The organism is Herbaspirillum sp. C7C2 (genome assembly GCF_022627865.1).
Lineage (GTDB): Bacteria > Pseudomonadota > Gammaproteobacteria > Burkholderiales > Burkholderiaceae_D > Herbaspirillum > Herbaspirillum frisingense.
On sequence record NZ_JABXGI010000001.1, the window covers coordinates 516,834 to 534,006 of the forward strand.

Genomic DNA, 17,173 nt, shown 5'->3' on the forward strand with positions numbered 1-17,173 from the left:
GGTATGCAAAGAGGTCATGGCGTGGTCAGGCTGCGGCGGTGCGGGGCTTCGGTTTGACGCCCAGCAGAAGGGTGAACGCACCCACCAGCATCCAAGCGCCGAAGTAGTACTGGCCGGTGGCGAGGCTGCCGGTGGTGCTGGAGAGCCAGCCCACCAGCATCGGGCTGAACACGCTGCCGATACCGGCCAGGGTGCTGAGCAGGGCGATGCCGGCCGCCAGTGCGGTGCCGGAAAGGAATTGCGCCGGCAGGATCCAGAACGGTCCGGTCAGGCTGAAGGTGCCCGCGGTCACCAGGGTCAGCATCGCCAGCGACATGGGAATGCTGTTCTGCACCGAAGGCAGAGCGATCCAGCCGATGCCGGCGATGATGGCCGGGATGGCCACGTGCCAGCGGCGCTCGCCGGTGCGATCGGAGTGACGGGCATTGAGATACTGGATGACGATGGCTGCAGCAAAGGGAATGGCCGAGAGCAGGCCCACCGTGGCGATGTCATGCACGCCCGCCTTGCGGATGATGGTGGGCAGCCAGAAGAACACCCCACCGGTGCCGACCAGCACGGCCACGCCCATGCCGGCCAGCCAGTACAGCTGAGGATTACGCAGCGCGTCGCCGAAGGAATGCCCGCCGCCCTTGGGCTTGGCGGCCTGGTCGGCCTGCATGTCGGCCGTCACCAGGGCGCGTTCTTCGGGAGTGAGCCAGCGGCAATGATCCGGCTTGTCATTCAGGTAGAAATAGGCCACCACGCCCAGCACGCAGGCTGGCAGGCCTTCGATGATGAACAGCCATTGCCAGCCGCGCATGCCCGCCACGCCCTCGAAGGCGTGCATCAGCCAGCCCGAGAGCGGGCCGCCGATCAGTCCGGCCAGCGGGATGGAGGCGGTGAACAGGGCCGTGAAGCGTGCACGGCGCGACAGTGGAACCCAATAGGTGAGATAGAGCAGCATGCCCGGAAACAGTCCTGCCTCGGCGGCACCCAGCAGCAGGCGCATCAGGTAGAAATGCGTGGCGGTCTGCATGAACGCCAGGGCGGCACAGAACAGCCCCCACAGCACCATGATGCGCAGCAGGGTCTTGCGCGCACCGATCTTTTGCAGCCACAGGTTGCTGGGGACTTCGAAGAGGATGTAGCCCACATAGAAGATGCCGGCGCCGATGCCATAGATGGCATCGGTGAAATTGAGATCGGCCAGGAAGTGCAGCTTGGCAAAGCCGACGTTGGAGCGGTCGATGAAGGAGACCACGTACACCAGCATCAGGAAGGGCATGATGCGCCACAGGATCTTGCGGTAGGTGGCATCGGCCAGCGTGGCGCGGTCCGGCGCCATGGACTGGTGGCCGGCCTGCCCCAGGGATGGGGAATCAGCGTTGCTCATCGGGTCTCCTCGTTCATTGTTCTTTATCGATGCTGTTGGATGCGCCGGCCTCCTGCCTCGTATCTCATGTAAGGGGAGGGGGAAGGGGGAACGGATCATTAAAATCATTAGGTCATACTTATGACCTTTTGACGAGAATACCGTGCCGATGCCTTGCTGTCAAATCCGGGATGGGGAGGTGGTCCGGTGCGGCGGCCTTGCATGCCCGGACCGCGATGCGCTCGGTCGCGCAGCTTATTCCAGCCCCAGCTTCTCCCAGCGGTAGGAAAACTGTCTTGGCGTGAGGCCCAGTAGTTGCGCGGCGCGCGACTTGTTGCCGGCGCTTTGCGTCAGCGCCGCCGTCAGTTGCGCTGCGGAGTGCGAGGCCACTGGGGCATACGGCCTGACCGCAACAGCAGTCGATGCCACGTCCTGGCCCCAGGAGGCACTGTCCATCGGCCGCATCGCCGCCTCCTGATGCTGTGGCGGCAATGGCTGCGCCATGCCAGAGCTTTTGCGCTTGTCCGGCAGGAAGCGCGCAATGTCGCGGGCATCGAGGATAGGGCGCTCAGCCAGCAGGATCGCGCGCTCGATGAGATTGGAGAGCTCGCGGATATTGCCAGGCCACTCCTGCTGCTGGAGCAGGTCCAGCGCATCCTGGGAGAGATTGACATTGCGCTGGTGCGCCTGGTTGATGTGATTGAGGAAATGCAGGACCAGCGCTGGAATATCCTCGCGCCGTTCGGCCAGCGAGGGAAGATGGATGGGGATCACATTGAGCCGGTAGTACAGATCCTGCCGGAATGCGCCGACCTCGACCTCATGCGCCAGGTCCCTGTTGGTGGCGGCGACCAGCCGCACATCGATGGCAATTTCCTTTTTGCCCCCCAGGCGCGTAATGGTGCCTTCCTGCAAGGTACGCAGCAGCTTGGTTTGCATTGCCAGCGGCATCTCACCGATCTCATCGAGAAAGATGCTGCCTGCATTGGCCTGCTCGAACCATCCAGCACGTGCAGTAGCTGCGCCGGTAAAGGCGCCGCGCTCATGCCCGAACAGTTCCGATTCGAACAGCGTGTCGGGGATGGCAGCGCAATTGATCTTGATGAAGGGCTTGTCGCGCCGCGGGCTGGCCAGGTGCAGTGCGCGTGCGAAGAGTTCCTTGCCGGTCCCGGATTCGCCCATCAGCAGGACACTGGCTGTAGCGTCGGAAACCCGCTCAAGCTCAGAAATTGCCTTCAGCAGCGAAGGGGCGGTACCGACGATCCCATAGCGGGTGGCCTCGGCTTGCAACGCCTTGGTCAGGATTTCATTGCGCTGTTCCAGCACCTTGGTCTTGGCCAGAAGACTCTGTTGCAGTTGCAGCAACTGGCCCGCCAGCGTACTGAGGATGCGCAGCACCGTGAGGTCGTCACTGAGCGTGCGCATCCGGCTGCGGATGCGGTGACAGGCCATCACGCCCACGGTCTGGCGGTCGATCTTGATCGGCATGGCGATGAAGGAAACCGGGCCGGAGGGAAGGTCCTCCCGCCGCACCGTACGCAGCAGGAAGCGCGGTTCCTGGTCAATATCCTGGACGATGGTCAACTGCCCGGTCGCCAGCACGCGCCCGGTCACGCCATCGCCAGGCTGGTACACCCCGCGTGCCATCTCCTGGCGCGTCATGCCATATGCGTAATGGATGCGCGCCGTCTCGCTACCCTCATCGCGCAGGACCACGCGGCCCCGGTTCAGTCCCAGTAGTTCGGAGAGCAGATGCAGCATCTCGCGCAGGACCACTTCGGGAGAAAGGCTCTTGCCGACCAGGGACATCACCTGTTCAAACAACAGCATTTCCTGTTGGCGCCAAAACGACGGCGAGCTATCGGAATCGATGTCGATTTCGGGGTCAGGGGTCATGGAGGCCGGTGGTGGTGAGCAAAAGAATGGACCGGTCAATTATCGCCATGAAGATTAACAATGTCTACAAATTGTAAACATTGTCTGACATTTGGTGGGTGGATAAAATTGTCACTGAAAATAGTTTTTATGATTTAAATCAATGACTTACCGTGATAAATCGTCTTGGCACAGCTTTTGCCATTAGGGAAGGGCCGGAGAAAGATCTTCTGGCTGGCACGGCGCCAAAAGCCGTTATTTCCCAAGGAGCGTTCCGTGACTACCGCCACCCCCCAGACCGTCCAGACCTATCTGCGTCCGATTGATCGCGACGGACTGATGAAATTCGCCGAACAGGGCCGTGACAACCCCGCGCGTCGCGGCACGAACAAGGTCCATACCGTTGTCGAGGGTCAGTACCGCACTCTCAGCTATGTCGGTGACCACGCCGCCGTGGTGGTGGATGAGCCGCTACATCTGTTCGGAGAAGACACCGCGCCAGCCCCGGGCGAGATCGTGCTGTCTGCGCTGGGCGGCTGCCTGGCGGTGGGCATCACCGCCGTGGCGACCTGGAAGCAGGTCAAGCTGTCGCGTCTGGAATTGTTCGTGGAGGGCGATATCGGCAACCCCGCTGCCTGGGGTGCCGGTGGCGCGCAGATGCAGCCTTCCGAGATGGGCTTCCAGGCAATCCGCGTCAAGGTGCTGGTGGAAGGCGATGCCAGTCGCGAAGAACTTGACGAGATCGTCAAACAGGCCAACTTCTACTCGCCAGTGGCCAACACCATGCGTAACCCCATCCCCTTCAGCATCGGCCTGGCCGACTGATTTCGTCGCGCCAGTCCCCGCCATCAGCTTGTTGAGGAGAACGTCATGACCACCATAGATATCCGTAGTGCACAACTCGATCCGGCCCTTGGCGATGCCGCCGTGGTGGCCGCCGTGGCCGGTGTTGCGGTCGACCAGTTGGCGCCGCTGGCGACCAGGATCGACCATGAGGGCCACTATCCGCTGGAGGTCATGGCGTCGCTGGCGCGCGCGGGGGCCTTTGCCGGCCATTTGCGGCGCAACGGCGAGCGTTATGGGCTGGCGCTGGGCGCCATGCATGAAATCAGCAGGCAGTGTGGCTCGACCGGTTTCCTGACCTGGGCGCATGACGTCTGCGCGCTGTACCTTGAACAATCCGGCAACCCCGCCCTCGACGGCCAGTTGCTGGACGACCATGTGGCAGGGCGCAGCTTCGGAGGCACCGGCCTGTCCAATCCCATGAAGGCCTTCGCCGGGATCGAACGAATGTTGCTGCGCGCGCGCCGGGTAGCGGGCGGTTACCGGGTCAGCGGTGCCTTGCCCTGGGTCAGCCATATCGGGCCGGGTCAGTACTTCGGCGCGATTGCCTCGGTCTATCGCGATGACCAGTCGCATTCGCATGACATCATCTTTCTGGTTCGCTGTGACCAACAGGTGGTGCTGCGTCAATGTCCGGAGTTTTCCGGGATGGAAGGCACCAGTACCTGGGGTGTGCGTCTGGAGGATTACTTCGTCGGCGAAGACAATATGATCGCCGATCCGGCCCGGCCTTTTATCGAAAAGATCCGCGCTGCCTTCATCCTGCTGCAGATAGGAATGGCCACCGGGCTGATCCAGGGAGCGCTCGATTCCATGCGCGACGTGGAACCGCTGCTGGGGCATGTGAACCAGTTCCTGGACGACCGCCCGGATGAACTGGAAGCCGAATATCTCGAACTGGCTGGCCGCGTCGCCAGGCTTGTCGGCTCGCCCTTCGACGGCAGCAAGGATTATATGCTGGACGTGCTCGACGCCCGCGCCCAGGGGGCCGAGCTGGCGCTGCGAGCGACCCAGTCGGCATTGTTGCATCAGGGCGCGCGCGGCTACCTGATCAACTCGGCCCCGCAACGGCGCGTACGCGAGGCGCATTTCGCAGCCATTGTCACACCCGCCATCAAGCATCTGCGCTCGGAAATGGCGCGCCTGTCCCGCGAAGAGGTGCCGGCATGAGCCTCGCTGTCGTGAAGTGGCGCCAATACCTGTGCCGCGCCTGCGGCCTGATCTACGACGAACAGGAAGGCGATCCCGATAGCGGCCTGCCGCCGGGAACACGCTTTGAAGACATACCCGACGATTGGGTTTGCCCCCTGTGCGGTGTGGTCAAGGCGGACTTCGAGCCCTATGCACCGCAGTCGGAGGCGCCGCCGCCGCCGTCGGGCGCAACGATGCAGGCTTCGACGCACCGCCGCGGGGTCATCGTCGTCGGTGCCGGCATCGCTGGCTGGTCGGTGGTCGAGGCGCTTCGCAAGCTGGATGCCGATGTTCCCATCACCCTGGTGACTGCCTGCGCCGGGGACCGGTATCACAAACCGGAGTTGTCGATCGCACTCAGCCGCAAGCTCGACCCCGCTGCCCTGGTACGCGAATCGGCAGCCGAATCGTCCCGACGTCTTCGGGTGCGTCTGCTCAACGGGACCTATGCCATCGGCATTGCTCCTGGCCTGCGACAACTGCGTACCACGCGCGGCACCCTGCGTTATACCGACCTCGTGCTGGCCCAGGGAGCCAAGCCCTACCTGCCGGACGAGGTGCCGCCTGCGTTGTGCTGGCGCGTCAACGATCTGGCAGGTTGGAGTGGCCTGCAAGCAGGTCTTGCAGGGGCTGCAAGGCGCGTGGCCATCATTGGCGCCGGCATGGTGGGGTGCGAGCTGGCCGAGGATTTTGCGCGCGCAGGGCATCAGGTCAGCTTGCTTGACGTAGCAGCGCTGCCACTGGCGCAACTGCTGCCGCCGCAAGCCGCTGAGCGCATGCGTGCCAGTTTCCAGTCCCAGGGCATTGCCTTCTACGGGCAGACCCGGATCAGCCACATCGCTGGCAGCGCGCAAGGCATCAAGGAAATCCGCGGTGCCGACGGCCTTAGCCTCAGTTGCGACCAGATCGTGGTCGCCACCGGCCTGCATACCGAGAGCCGCCTGGCCCGCGGTGCGGGGCTGGCGTTCGATCGAGGTATTACGGTCGATGCCGCTACCTTGCGCACCAGCGCCGAGCACATCTATGCGCTGGGCGATTGCATCAGCATCGCCGGCACACCCTGTCGCTTCATCGAACCATTGGCGCGTCAGGCAGCCGTGATCGCCGCCCAGTTGCTCGGCCTGGCCGGGCCGCAATACGAGCACCGGCCGCCGGTCATCCGCCTCAAGACCAAATCGCTTTCGGTGGTACTGCATGGCCAGTCCTGCGCCAATGGCCAATGGCTGGTTCTGGAGGACAGCCCGGAGGTCCTCCGAATGCATCAGCTCTACCAGGACAAGATCGTTGCCGCGCTGGACATGAGTGTCCCGCGACAACGCCTGGCCGCCTGATATCGCCGCATCTCTGTTGATATTTCACCCATCCACTCCCAACCAGGGGCCTTGCATGACCGATAAAAATCTCTATCGTCCGTATTCCCTCGACACCTCGTTGGCGGCCTGTTCATGCGGCCAGCATGCCTCCGAGGAGGAGCATGCGAACCAGGCCGCAGCGGCCAGCGCGACCCGATTGGCCCGCGCTGGAGACGTCGAGGCGCTGTCATGCGACTTCGTCGAAGCGGCCGCCGTGCGCGCGCTGTTTCCTCACGATGCCACGCGCCGCAACCTGATCAAGGCGATCGGTTCCCATGCACTGATGGCTGCAGTGGCGTCAGTGCTGCCGTTGGGCAGCCTGCAGGCGCAAGCGCTGGAAAAACAGGGCAGTCTGGAAAAGAAGAGCCTCAGGATCGGCTTCATTCCCATCAATTGCGCGACGCCACTGATCATGGCCGACCCGATGGGCATGTACCGGGAGCAGGGCCTGGATGTGACCCTCAGCAAGACCGCAGGCTGGGCGCTGGTACGCGACCAGATGATCAATGGCGAACTGGATGCCTCGCATTTCCTGGCGCCCATGCCGCTGGCAATCTCCGCCGGCCTTGGCGCGGCCGCGCAACCGATGCGGGTCGCCATGATCCAGAACATCAATGGTCAGGCCATCACGCTGGCGCTGCGGCACAAGGACAACCGTGATCCGCGTCGTTGGAAGGGATTCAAGTTCGCCATTCCCTTCGAGTATTCGATGCACAACTTCCTGTTGCGCTATTACCTGGCCGAGCATGGCATCGATCCCGACCGCGATGTGCAACTGCGGGTGACGCCACCGGCGGAAATGATCGCCAACCTGCGCGCCGGCAATATCGACGGCTTTCTCGGTCCCGATCCCTTCAACCAGCGTGCGGTATACGACCAGATCGGTTTCATCCATCTGCTGACCAAGGATATCTGGAACGGCCATCCCTGCTGTGCCTTTGGCACCACGCAGGCCTTCATCGACCGCAACCCCAATACCTTCGCGGCGCTCTACCGGGCCATTCTCAACGCCAGCGCCATGGCGCACAAGGCGGAGAACCGGGCGGCCATCGCGCGGGCTATTTGCACCCCGGGCTATCTGAATCAGCCCGAGACAGTGGTACTGCAAGCCCTCAGCGGTCGTTATGCCGACGGGCTGGGTAATGTGCGCAACGAACCGGATCGCGCGGATTTCGATGCCATGCCCTGGTACTCGATGGCGACCTGGATGCTGACCCAGATGAAACGATGGGGCTACATCAAGGGGGATATGAACTACCAGGCGCTGGCGGAAAAGGTGTTCCTGCTCACTGACGCGCGTCGCCAGATGACAGCACTGGGCATGCAGGTGCCGGCGGCGGCCAGCAATGGCTACCGTTCGTTCAGCATCATGGGCAAGACATTTGATCCGACCAATCCGCAGGGCTACCTGAACAGCTTCGCCATCAAGCGAACCTGACCGCAGCGAGGAAAGAACATGAACCATCAACTCAAACTGCGTGCGGCTTTGTTGTCGGTGTTGCTGCTGTTGCTTCTGCTGGGTATCTGGCAACTGGCAACGATGCCGCGTGCCTCGGCCCCCACCGCGGTCAGCGCCAAGGATGCCGAATACGCAGCCCTCATGGGGCAGGCCCCGTCTGCCGCCGGAGAGACGCCGGCGAAGGTCGACGGCTTTCCTACGCCCGGGCAGTTCCTGCATATCGCGGCACGGCACCTGAGCGATCCTTTCTACGATCATGGCCCCAACGACAAGGGCATCGGCATCCAGTTGGCGCATTCCCTGCTGCGCGTGGCACTCGGGTATCTGCTGGCCATGCTGGTCGCCATTCCGCTGGGCTTTGCTATTGGCATGTCCCCACTTCTGTATCGAGCCATCGACCCTTTCATCCAGGTGCTAAAGCCCATCTCGCCGCTGGCCTGGATGCCCATTGCGCTCTACACCATCAAGGATTCTTCGGTCTCGGGCATCTTCGTCATCTTCATCTGCTCGGTATGGCCGATGCTCATCAATACCGCCTTCGGCGTAGCCGGTGTACGCCGTGACTGGCTCAACGTGGCACGTACCCTGGAAGTCTCACCGCTACGCAAGGCCTTTTTGGTGATCCTGCCGGCTGCCGCTCCCACCATCATCACCGGCATGCGCATCTCCATGGGGATCGCCTGGCTGGTCATCGTTGCCGCCGAGATGCTCATCGGCGGCAACGGGGTCGGCTATTTCCTGTGGAACGAATGGAACAACCTCTCGCTGTCGAACGTGATCTTTGCCGTCCTCGTCATTGGCGTCGTCGGTATGCTGCTCGACATCCTCTTCGCCGCCCTGCAAAAGAAGGTGACCTATGCTGAATGATCGCACCCGGGATACTTCCCGGTCCCCCGCCGGCCGACCCTTCGTCCAGGTCGACGGCCTGTCCAAGCAGTACCGGCACGACCTGCCGCCGGTATTCAATCAGGTACAGTTCGGCATCGAGCGTGGCGAGTTCATCTGCATCATCGGCCACTCCGGATGCGGCAAGAGCACCATCCTGAATGTGTTGGCCGGGCTGGAGGCGGCCACCACCGGCACCGTCATCATGGACAACCGCGAGGTGGCCGGACCTGGCCTGGATAGGGGCGTCGTGTTCCAGAGCCACGCCCTGTTGCCCTGGCTGAGCGTGGAAGAGAACATCGCCTTCGCAGTGCGTTCGCGCTACGCCGACTGGAGCCGCGACAAGGTGGCGGCCCACGCTGCGCGTTTCATCGAGATGGTCGGCCTGTCGGCCGCAGCCAAAAAGAAGCCTGCCGAGCTTTCCGGCGGCATGAAGCAGCGCGTCGGCATTGCCCGTGCCTTCGCCATCGAGCCCAAGATGCTGCTCATGGATGAGCCCTTCGGCGCGCTTGACGCCCTCACGCGCGGCGTCATCCAGGACGAGTTGCTCAACATCTGCGAGGCGACGCAACAGACCGTCTTCATGATCACCCACGACGTGGACGAAGCCATCCTGCTGGCCGATCGCATCTTCCTGATGAGTAACGGCCCCAAGGCGCGCATCGCCGAGATCGTGATCAACACACTCTCGCCGCAGCGCACCCGGGCCACCATTCATCGTGATCCCCAGTTCTACCGGATACGCAACCACCTCGTCGATTTCCTGGTGCACCGATCCAGGACATTCCAGATGTCGGGCGAGGTGGCCGAGCTGGCCGTCACGCGCATCGTACGGCCCGGCCTGGAGTCCGACGCCGTGCCTGACATCTCCTCTGTGCTGGATATACGCGCTTCGGCGTGAGTCCGCGCACCGCTTTTTTTCAACCCGTCAATTCGGAGCTATCAAATGATTTCCAGTCGTGAAGAAGTAACCAAGATGATCCTTTCTGCCAAGGTAATGAAGGGCATCAAGTGGAGTCAGGTCACCGCGGCTACCGGCCTTTCCAAGGAATGGAGCACGGCGGCCTGCCTGGGCCAGATGACCCTCGACAAGAGCCAGGCGGAAGCCGTCGGCCGGCTCTTCGACCTGAGTGACGAAGCCGTCGCGTGGTTGCAGATCGTTCCGTACAAGGGCTCCCTGCCTACGGCCGTGCCGACCGATCCGCTCATCTATCGCTGGTACGAGATGGTCAATGTCTATGGCACCACCATCAAGGAGCTGATCCACGAGGAGTTTGGCGACGGCATCATGAGTGCCATCGATTTCAAGATGGATATCCAGCGCCAGGCCGATCCGAATGGCGATCGCGTCAATGTACTGCTTTCCGGGAAGTACTTGCCGTACAAGACCTATTGAAATTGAAGGGCCGGGGCCGGTAAAGGACATGACCGCGCTGACGACGCGGCGTGTATTTGCTTGAGGACCTGGCGTTCAGGGCCAATGAGATGACACCACGGATAGAAGCTTTCTTCGATGCCACCACCGGGACCTTCAGCTATGTCATCCACGAAGAGGGTGGCGTAGCATGCGCCATCATCGATTCAGTGCTCGGCTACGATCAACGCTCCGGCCGCATCTCTGCTGCCGGCGCCGATCAGATCGCTGACTACGTCAGGCAAGGCGGCTTGCAGGTGCAATGGCATCTGGAGACCCATGTGCATGCCGATCACCTCTCTGCTGCCGCCTACCTGCGCCAGTCCCTGGGCGGGAAGATTGCCATGAGTGCTCGCATCGCCGATGTCAGGCAGACGTTTTCGCACGCCTTCGATCTGGCGCCGGCATCCTTGCAGGCGACGGACTTCGATCACCTCTTCGAGGACGGGGAGCGTTTTCTGATCGGACGGCTGAACGCCGAGGTCATATCGGTGCCAGGTCATACGCCAGCCGACCTGGCCTACCGCATTGGCGAGCAGGCCGTTTTCGTGGGCGATACCCTGTTCATGCCCGACATCGGTTCGGCGCGTTGTGATTTCCCTGGAGGAGACGCGCAGCTACTGTATCGCTCGGTGCGCAAGCTGCTGGCACTGCCACCGCAGACTGTGCTTTACATGTGCCATGACTATCCGCCTGATGGACGTGCGCCGGTCTGGCATACCACCGTGCAGGAGCAGCGTGAACGCAATATCCACCTGCGTGATGGTGTCGAACTGGCCGACTTTGTGCGCATGCGAACCCGGCGCGATGCCACGTTGTCCCTCCCGCAACTGATCATCCCCGCGCTGCAGGTCAATATGCATGCCGGCGAGCTACCGGCTGCAGGCGACAACGGCATCCGTTACCTGAAGATTCCGCTTAACACTTTCTGAACTGCTACTTATGAATGCCCGACTCGAGGGGGTGTGCTACGCCCCGGCCAACGTATTGTCGATCCGCAGCCGGCTGGATTTCAAGAAAACCCATGGCCTGCTGATCTCATTGCTGCGTGATCGCGGCCTCACGCTCTTTGCCGATATCGACCAGCAAGCCGCTGCTGCGCACAAGGGCCTGTCCTTGCGTCCCACCCGCGTACTGTTGTTCGGCAATCCAGCGCTGGGAACACCCATCATGCTCAGTAACCCGCGTGCTGCACTGGAATTGCCATTGAAAGTGGTGATCTGGGAAGCCGCCGATGGTCGCACCTACCTTGATTATGCCGATCCCAGTGAGGCATTGCGAGCCGACTACGAAATCAGCGATGCCCTGCTGGCGCCTCTGATGGCGGTGCGCAAGCTGCTGTGCGCATTCTCCGATATCCAGTAAGAGCTAACCGGGGCGATCACACAGACCGGGCAGTTGGCCGATCGATGACCACATGCGACGGTCCCGCCCTTTCACGCAAAGGTAGAGATGAGATTAAGATTCCAGACCCAATTGATGCTGGTGGTGCTTTCGGTGGCGCTGGCCTCCACCCTTGTAATCGGAGCGGTTGCAGCTTTCCAGGTCGACTCGGCCGAGAGTGGCAAGGCATTGCAAGGGGCGGGCCAGCAACAGGAAATGCTGGTGGAAGCGGCGCGCAGCGCGATGGCGCAGATTGCCTCTGATGCCCGCTTTGTGGTGATGACCCCGCCTTTCCAGGGCGCACTCAGGGCATTGGCCAACGAGGGTATCGATCCCGCCGATCAGAGCACCCAGGCCCAGTGGGCGGCGCGCGGTGAGACCAATCTGCGTGGGTTGATGCGGGTGCGCCCGGCTTACGACAGCGCCATCTTCATGGCTTCCGACGGACGCGTGCTTTTCGCCGCCGCCCGTGATGCCGGGACCAAGGTGGCTGCTCCCCCGGCACCGGCGATACGACAACAGTTCCTCAGTGCCGATGACGTGCGCTTCTATGGTCGACTACAAGACGGACAGGTCGATGCGGCAGTACCGGTCATCAGAGACGGCAAGCATCTGGGTACGTTGGTGCTGAGTATGAAGTCGGCGGTGATCCTGCGCCCCACCACGGATGTGAGCGCAGCGCTCTATGATGGCGCAGGTGCCGCAGTGGCGCGCATGGGCGCCACTACCGCAAACGTGCAGCATCCTGCCGGTGGTGCCGCTTCCTATCTGCATGTGGGCGCCGATCTGGGGCGCTTCCAGGCCGCCAGCCGTTTTGATCACACAGGACCCGCCGGCAAGGGATGGTGGCTGGTGTCGGATCTGCCGCATCCGCCTCCTTCGCAGGCCTTGAACGAATTGCTGCTATGGCTGATCTGCAGCACCGTGGTCATCGTCGTACTGGCATTTGCCGTCACCCGTATCGTCATGGGGCGGTTGGTGCAACGCTTCCTGGGGGCCGAACCCGAGGCCTTGGCGGCAATCGCAGAAGCCGTCGCCAATGGTGACCTGAGCCAGGCAGGGCAGGTCGGGAAGATTACCAACGGAAGCGTTCTGTTCTCGCTGTTTGCCATGCGGAGCCAACTGGCGACCATCGTGCAGCGGTTGCGTGGCATGGCCAACGACATTGACCATGTTTCGCAAGAGATTGCCAATGGCAATGACGAACTGTCGCGTCGTACTGAGCTCACCGCCGAGCGGCTGCAACAGACTGCCGCAGCCATGGAGCAGGTGACCGTCGCCGTGAGTCAAAGTACCCAGGCTGCATCGCGGGCGCACTCGCTGGTGTCCGCTGCCAGTGGCGTGGCGCAGCAAGGCGGTACCGTGGTGGGGGAAGTGGTTCATACCATGGATGCCATCAATCAGAATTCCAAGCAGATCGCAGAGATCATTGGACTCATTGACGGTATTGCTTTCCAGACCAATATCCTCGCACTCAACGCCGCAGTGGAGGCAGCGCGGGCCGGTGAGCAGGGGCGCGGGTTTGCAGTGGTGGCGTCGGAAGTGCGTTCGCTGGCACGTCGTTCCGCCGATGCTGCCAAGGAGATCAAGGTACTCATCGTCAATTCGGTCGACATGATCGAAAACGGCGCCCGGCTGGCGCAGAACGCCGGATCGACCATGACCGAGATCGTGGCCGAGGTACGGCGCGTGAGCGAGATCACCGAAGAAATCCTGCGTTCCTCGCGCGAGCAGGACATGGCCATTGCCGATATCAGCCAGGCGGTCCAGGAGATCGATCACTCGACCCAGCAGAACGTGGCCCTGGTGGAAGAGTCCTCAGCCACATCCATCTCCCTCAAGCAACAGTCGCAGCAGCTGGCCGGCGCGGTGGCGGGTTTCGTGCTGGAGGCCAACGCCGAGCTGCGGAGTTTGCCATTGATCGGATAGCCAGGTAAGGGGACGTGGGTAGTCCCTTTCAGGAAGGTGGATTGCCATCATGGCAATCTACTTTCCTCTTTTTCATCTGTATCGGCCCTTAGTGCCATCACAGCGTAGGAGTCATTCCATGAGCGCCAGGCATACGTCGGTAGAACACTTCGAGCGGGATGTACTGCATAGCGGCAGACCGGTCCTGGTCGGCTTCTGGGCGCCGTGGTGTGCGCCATGTCGCAGCATTGCGCCGAATCTGGACGCCATTGCGGGGGAGCATCAGGAAAAACTGGTGGTCTACAAGGTCGACGTCGATCAATGCCCTGCTCTCGCACAACGTTATGGCGTCACGGCGATTCCTGAGTTGAAGGTGTTCGTCGAAGGCAACGTGGTCAAGTCCTTCGGCGGCGCCATGTCAAAACGCTCGCTGGAGGTACAACTGGCGTCCTGGCTCTGGTAGGACGCTGCGCCCAGGTTGACGCTGCCACTTCAGGCGGGCGTCCATTACCTGAAAATACCTGTCTTGCCAAACTGGAAATTAAACCATTTCTTGCGCCCAGCTTCCAAGTTGTATGACTTCCGGGAGCGGCTATAGTCGGTCCCGACAATAGGTCATCGGCCAGTAGTGCCCGGACCCGGAACCGACATACGACAACGACAGCGCAAGATGAAAAACAACGCGATGGACTACCTGCCGCGCATGGTGATCTTTTCCCGGGTGGTGGAGCTGGGCGCCTTTTCCAAGGCGGCCCGCGAGCTGGGGCTGACCTCGTCTTCGGTGAGCCAGCACATCAGTGCGCTGGAGGCCATCCTCGGTACCACCCTGCTGCATCGGACCACCCGCAAGCTCAGCCTGACCGAGGCGGGGCAAGCCTTCTACGCCAATTGCGCGCGCATCGTGGCCCTGGCGGACGAGGCCAGGCTCAATACCGAGAGCCTGCACAATGAACTTGTCGGGGAGTTGCGTATCGCTGCTTCCAGCTTCATGGCTTCCGAGTACCTGGTCCCGGCCCTGGAGAGTTTCATCCACGAGCATCCCCGGCTGCGCATCCACATCGACGTCGATGACCATAACGTCGATCTCATGGACAAGAGCGTGGATCTGGCGTTGCGCGTAGGCAAGGCGCCCGGCGCCGAGGATGTCTACCTCACGCAGCTGGAGGCGGTCCTTTGCGCCGCACCGTCCTATCTCCAGGCGCGCGCACCGATCTGGAGGCCTGAAGATCTGGTGCACCAGCAATTCCTCTTCTTCACGCCGCACGGCGCCAGCGTGGAAGTTGCCCTGCGCGATCGCGGCGGGCAGTGCATGCAGATGCGCCTGACACCGCACATTACGGCCAATCATGCGCGCTCGCTGCGACGTCTGGCCTTGCAAGGCCATGGCGTGGCGCGCCTGCTGCGCAGCAAGGTGCAGGAGGATCTCGATGCCGGGCGGCTGGTGGTGGTGCTGCCGGATTGGTCACTGGAAAGTTACAGTGCCTTCCTCACCACCAAGCACCGGGCGCCTGTCCCGCAGAAGATCCTCGCCTGCATCGAGCAGATCCGCGCCTATTTCAGGCGGCGCCATCCGGTCGATGCGGGCAAGTCCGGCCCTGGCTGACCTGCCGCGTCATTGGTCGCCTGTGTAGACGCCGCGGCGTCCGATACCGCCAGCATGGCCTGGAGTGAACCGATGGCCAGGCCGTGGCTCCTGAGCCAGTCCTGGCCGCTGCGTTCGACGATGGTGTCGGTCTGGCCAGCGGCAGACAGATCGATGATCTCGTGTTCCAGCACTTCCATCGTGCTGGTGGTGCTGAAGGCCTTGACCACCGGGCGTGTCAGGTCTCGGCGATTCTGGCGGATCACCAGTCCCGTGCGCCCCGATTGCAGGGTGACGATGGAGCCCAGCGGGTAGATACCCAGCGTCTTGACGAAGGCCAGGAAAATGGTGCGGTCGAAATGTCCCTGCCACGAGGCCATGCGCGAGAGCGATTCGGCCGGGTCCCAGGCGCTCTTGTAGGGACGATGCGAGGTCACCGCGTCATACACATCGCAGACTGCGGCCATGCGCGCATACAGGCTGATCTGCGGGCCCTGCCGACGATCGGGGTAGCCGGAGCCATCGACCTTCTCGTGGTGATGCAGACAGACATCGAGCACGTCATCCGGTATGCCCACCAGACCGCTCAGGTAGGCGTGGCCCAGCGCCGGGTGACGCTGGATGGCCTTGTATTCCTGGTCGGTCAGGCGATCGGGTTTGTTGAGCAGTTCGAGCGGAATGAAGGCCTTGCCGATGTCGTGCAGGTAGCCCGCCAGGCCGGCCTGGCGGCAGGCCGTGTCGTCCAGGCCCAGCGTGCGTGCCAGGGCCACCATCATGGTGCAGACCGCGATCGAGTGCAGGTAGGTGTACTCGTCAGCGCGTTTCAGACGGATGATGCCCAGCAAGGCATCGCCGTGGTGGGCCACCGAGACGGCGATCTGTTCCACCAGTTCCTTGCATTTCTGCACGTCGAGTGACTTGCCCAGGCGCGCCTGGTTGAAGACCTCCTGCGTGATCTGCCTTGCCTTTTCGTAGAGCTGCAAGGCATCGGCCAGGTCCGGATCGATACCGGCTTCCTCGGGCGGGGCTGCGCTGGCGGGTGTCTGCGCGCAGGGCTCCTGTGAGGTAGGTTCGGGCGGCGGCTGGCCGCCTTTCTCGGTGTCGATCCAGCAATACTCCTGCCCGGTCTGCTGCGCCAGATGCACTTCGCCAGCAGTGCGGATCAGGAAACTGGCGCGCCAGAAGGGGGAGGTGATCCATGCACCGTCAAAACCTGAGAAATACATTCCGGGGCTGAGCTGCTTGACATGGATTTTCTTCAGGTGGGTCATCGATTGGCTGCGGGTGATGAAAAGCGGTGGGGCGGTGAGGGGCCGGCAGGCCGGGTAAGCCGGGCTGCCGGAACCTCTGCAGGCAGCGACCGGACGATTACTTGCGGGCCGGCAAGTGAGCCGTGCGAGGCGCCAATGTATTACATCCCGGGAAAATTGATTAGAGGTCCATCACTAAAGAGTGTGCTCAATGATTTGGCCCAATCCCTGCGGACCGCTGCCAGAGCCGCACTGCGCCGCAATTGTTAAGCTGTGTTAATGAGTTCCTTCGTAAAACGACGGCTAATCAAATCGCCTCGCTTGTAATACATTAGGCCTGCCGTTTCCCGTCGGTGCCGTGTCGGGGGGCACGGCGGGCGCAAGCCCGCGCCGGCGCCGTGCAGTCATGGAGGGGTTTTCCGGCTGCACGTAGAACAGGTCAAAGGAAAGGAACGATGCCGACAATCGCAGGATGCACCGTGACTTTGACTTGCGGGACGGTCGTCAATGGACAGGTCAGGCATCTGCTCGGCATCGTGATCGACATTGGCATGTTTTCTCCGGCACTGCCCGGCTGCTATAAACCGTTTGCATGAGAAAAAAGCGGGCATACCTCAGAAATTATCGTTTTATTCCTTCCCTGCGCTGCCGTTACCATGAGGCTATCTCATTGTCCC

At 62.1% G+C, this 17,173-nt stretch carries 16 protein-coding genes; 13 read left to right on the plus strand and 3 right to left on the minus strand.

What is annotated here, in order from left to right; all coding sequences use genetic code 11:
• Positions 1-25: 25 nt before the first annotated feature.
• Together HWE04_RS02405 and HWE04_RS02410 are read right to left on the minus strand one after the other, a co-directional pair.
• Positions 26-1,375, minus strand: coding sequence for an MFS transporter (locus HWE04_RS02405; protein WP_241811379.1), 1,350 nt, complete (start codon positions 1,373-1,375; stop codon positions 26-28).
• Positions 1,376-1,609: 234 nt separating this feature from the next.
• On the minus strand, positions 1,610-3,250 hold the full coding sequence (locus tag HWE04_RS02410) for a sigma 54-interacting transcriptional regulator (RefSeq protein ID WP_413444024.1): 1,641 nt from the start codon (positions 3,248-3,250) through the stop codon (positions 1,610-1,612).
• A gap of 318 nt (positions 3,251-3,568) precedes the next feature.
• Between HWE04_RS02410 and HWE04_RS02415 the strand changes: the two genes are divergently transcribed.
• From HWE04_RS02415 to HWE04_RS02470, 12 genes are all read left to right on the plus strand, one after another.
• Complete coding sequence (locus HWE04_RS02415) at positions 3,569-4,054, plus strand: OsmC family protein (RefSeq protein ID WP_077237461.1); 486 nt, start codon at positions 3,569-3,571, stop codon at positions 4,052-4,054.
• Positions 4,055-4,099: 45 nt separating this feature from the next.
• Positions 4,100-5,242: an acyl-CoA dehydrogenase family protein gene (locus HWE04_RS02420; RefSeq protein WP_077237321.1), complete on the plus strand. Its 1,143-nt coding sequence runs from the start codon at positions 4,100-4,102 to the stop codon at positions 5,240-5,242.
• Positions 5,239-6,594 carry an FAD-dependent oxidoreductase gene (locus tag HWE04_RS02425; protein WP_241811380.1) on the plus strand — a complete coding sequence of 452 codons (1,356 nt, stop codon included), beginning with the start codon at positions 5,239-5,241 and terminating at the stop codon, positions 6,592-6,594. Before HWE04_RS02420 ends, HWE04_RS02425 begins: the two co-directional genes overlap by 4 nt.
• Before the next feature lie 55 nt (positions 6,595-6,649).
• Positions 6,650-8,053, plus strand: coding sequence for a CmpA/NrtA family ABC transporter substrate-binding protein (locus HWE04_RS02430; protein WP_077237319.1), 1,404 nt, complete (start codon positions 6,650-6,652; stop codon positions 8,051-8,053).
• A gap of 18 nt (positions 8,054-8,071) precedes the next feature.
• Positions 8,072-8,941, plus strand: a complete 870-nt coding sequence (gene ntrB / locus HWE04_RS02435; protein ID WP_006464969.1) for a nitrate ABC transporter permease — start codon at positions 8,072-8,074, stop codon at positions 8,939-8,941.
• Positions 8,931-9,860, plus strand: a complete 930-nt coding sequence (locus HWE04_RS02440; RefSeq protein ID WP_006464968.1) for an ABC transporter ATP-binding protein — start codon at positions 8,931-8,933, stop codon at positions 9,858-9,860. Before ntrB ends, HWE04_RS02440 begins: the two co-directional genes overlap by 11 nt.
• Positions 9,861-9,905: 45 nt before the next feature.
• Complete coding sequence (gene cynS / locus HWE04_RS02445) at positions 9,906-10,355, plus strand: cyanase (protein ID WP_006464967.1); 450 nt, start codon at positions 9,906-9,908, stop codon at positions 10,353-10,355.
• 89 nt (positions 10,356-10,444) lie between these two features.
• On the plus strand, positions 10,445-11,305 hold the full coding sequence (locus tag HWE04_RS02450) for an MBL fold metallo-hydrolase (protein ID WP_241811381.1): 861 nt from the start codon (positions 10,445-10,447) through the stop codon (positions 11,303-11,305).
• A gap of 10 nt (positions 11,306-11,315) precedes the next feature.
• On the plus strand, positions 11,316-11,738 hold the full coding sequence (locus HWE04_RS02455; protein ID WP_241811382.1) for a DUF302 domain-containing protein: 423 nt from the start codon (positions 11,316-11,318) through the stop codon (positions 11,736-11,738).
• 87 nt (positions 11,739-11,825) lie between these two features.
• Positions 11,826-13,685, plus strand: coding sequence for a methyl-accepting chemotaxis protein (locus HWE04_RS02460; RefSeq protein WP_241811383.1), 1,860 nt, complete (start codon positions 11,826-11,828; stop codon positions 13,683-13,685).
• Between the two features lie 118 nt (positions 13,686-13,803).
• Positions 13,804-14,127 (plus strand): thioredoxin family protein, encoded by a 324-nt coding sequence (locus HWE04_RS02465; RefSeq protein ID WP_241811384.1) that lies wholly within the window; start codon positions 13,804-13,806, stop codon positions 14,125-14,127.
• A 207-nt stretch (positions 14,128-14,334) separates the two neighbouring features.
• Positions 14,335-15,267 (plus strand): LysR family transcriptional regulator, encoded by a 933-nt coding sequence (locus tag HWE04_RS02470; RefSeq protein WP_241811385.1) that lies wholly within the window; start codon positions 14,335-14,337, stop codon positions 15,265-15,267.
• Here the strand turns inward: HWE04_RS02470 and HWE04_RS02475 are convergent.
• Positions 15,216-16,517 (minus strand): HD-GYP domain-containing protein, encoded by a 1,302-nt coding sequence (locus tag HWE04_RS02475; protein WP_241811386.1) that lies wholly within the window; start codon positions 16,515-16,517, stop codon positions 15,216-15,218. The genes HWE04_RS02470 and HWE04_RS02475 overlap by 52 nt on opposite strands.
• A 434-nt stretch (positions 16,518-16,951) precedes the next feature.
• Here HWE04_RS02475 and HWE04_RS02480 point away from each other — a divergent pair, with 434 nt between their 5' ends.
• Positions 16,952-17,092, plus strand: a complete 141-nt coding sequence (locus HWE04_RS02480) for a hypothetical protein (RefSeq protein ID WP_241811387.1) — start codon at positions 16,952-16,954, stop codon at positions 17,090-17,092.
• Positions 17,093-17,173 lie beyond the last annotated feature (81 nt).

Excerpts from the sequence above, each read along its gene's own strand:
- HWE04_RS02405 (WP_241811379.1), bottom strand. The coding sequence starts at position 1,375 with ATGAGCAACGCTGATTCCCCATCCCTGGGGCAGGCCGGCCACCAGTCC.
- HWE04_RS02410 (WP_413444024.1), bottom strand. The coding sequence starts at position 3,250 with ATGACCCCTGACCCCGAAATCGACATCGATTCCGATAGCTCGCCGTCG.
- HWE04_RS02415 (WP_077237461.1), top strand. The coding sequence starts at position 3,569 with ATGAAATTCGCCGAACAGGGCCGTGACAACCCCGCGCGTCGCGGCACG.
- HWE04_RS02420 (WP_077237321.1), top strand. The coding sequence starts at position 4,100 with ATGACCACCATAGATATCCGTAGTGCACAACTCGATCCGGCCCTTGGC.
- HWE04_RS02425 (WP_241811380.1), top strand. The coding sequence starts at position 5,239 with ATGAGCCTCGCTGTCGTGAAGTGGCGCCAATACCTGTGCCGCGCCTGC.
- HWE04_RS02430 (WP_077237319.1), top strand. The coding sequence starts at position 6,650 with ATGACCGATAAAAATCTCTATCGTCCGTATTCCCTCGACACCTCGTTG.
- ntrB (WP_006464969.1), top strand. The coding sequence starts at position 8,072 with ATGAACCATCAACTCAAACTGCGTGCGGCTTTGTTGTCGGTGTTGCTG.
- HWE04_RS02440 (WP_006464968.1), top strand. The coding sequence starts at position 8,931 with ATGCTGAATGATCGCACCCGGGATACTTCCCGGTCCCCCGCCGGCCGA.
- cynS (WP_006464967.1), top strand. The coding sequence starts at position 9,906 with ATGATTTCCAGTCGTGAAGAAGTAACCAAGATGATCCTTTCTGCCAAG.
- HWE04_RS02450 (WP_241811381.1), top strand. The coding sequence starts at position 10,445 with ATGACACCACGGATAGAAGCTTTCTTCGATGCCACCACCGGGACCTTC.
- HWE04_RS02455 (WP_241811382.1), top strand. The coding sequence starts at position 11,316 with ATGAATGCCCGACTCGAGGGGGTGTGCTACGCCCCGGCCAACGTATTG.
- HWE04_RS02460 (WP_241811383.1), top strand. The coding sequence starts at position 11,826 with ATGAGATTAAGATTCCAGACCCAATTGATGCTGGTGGTGCTTTCGGTG.
- HWE04_RS02465 (WP_241811384.1), top strand. The coding sequence starts at position 13,804 with ATGAGCGCCAGGCATACGTCGGTAGAACACTTCGAGCGGGATGTACTG.
- HWE04_RS02470 (WP_241811385.1), top strand. The coding sequence starts at position 14,335 with ATGAAAAACAACGCGATGGACTACCTGCCGCGCATGGTGATCTTTTCC.
- HWE04_RS02475 (WP_241811386.1), bottom strand. The coding sequence starts at position 16,517 with ATGACCCACCTGAAGAAAATCCATGTCAAGCAGCTCAGCCCCGGAATG.
- HWE04_RS02480 (WP_241811387.1), top strand. The coding sequence starts at position 16,952 with ATGCCGACAATCGCAGGATGCACCGTGACTTTGACTTGCGGGACGGTC.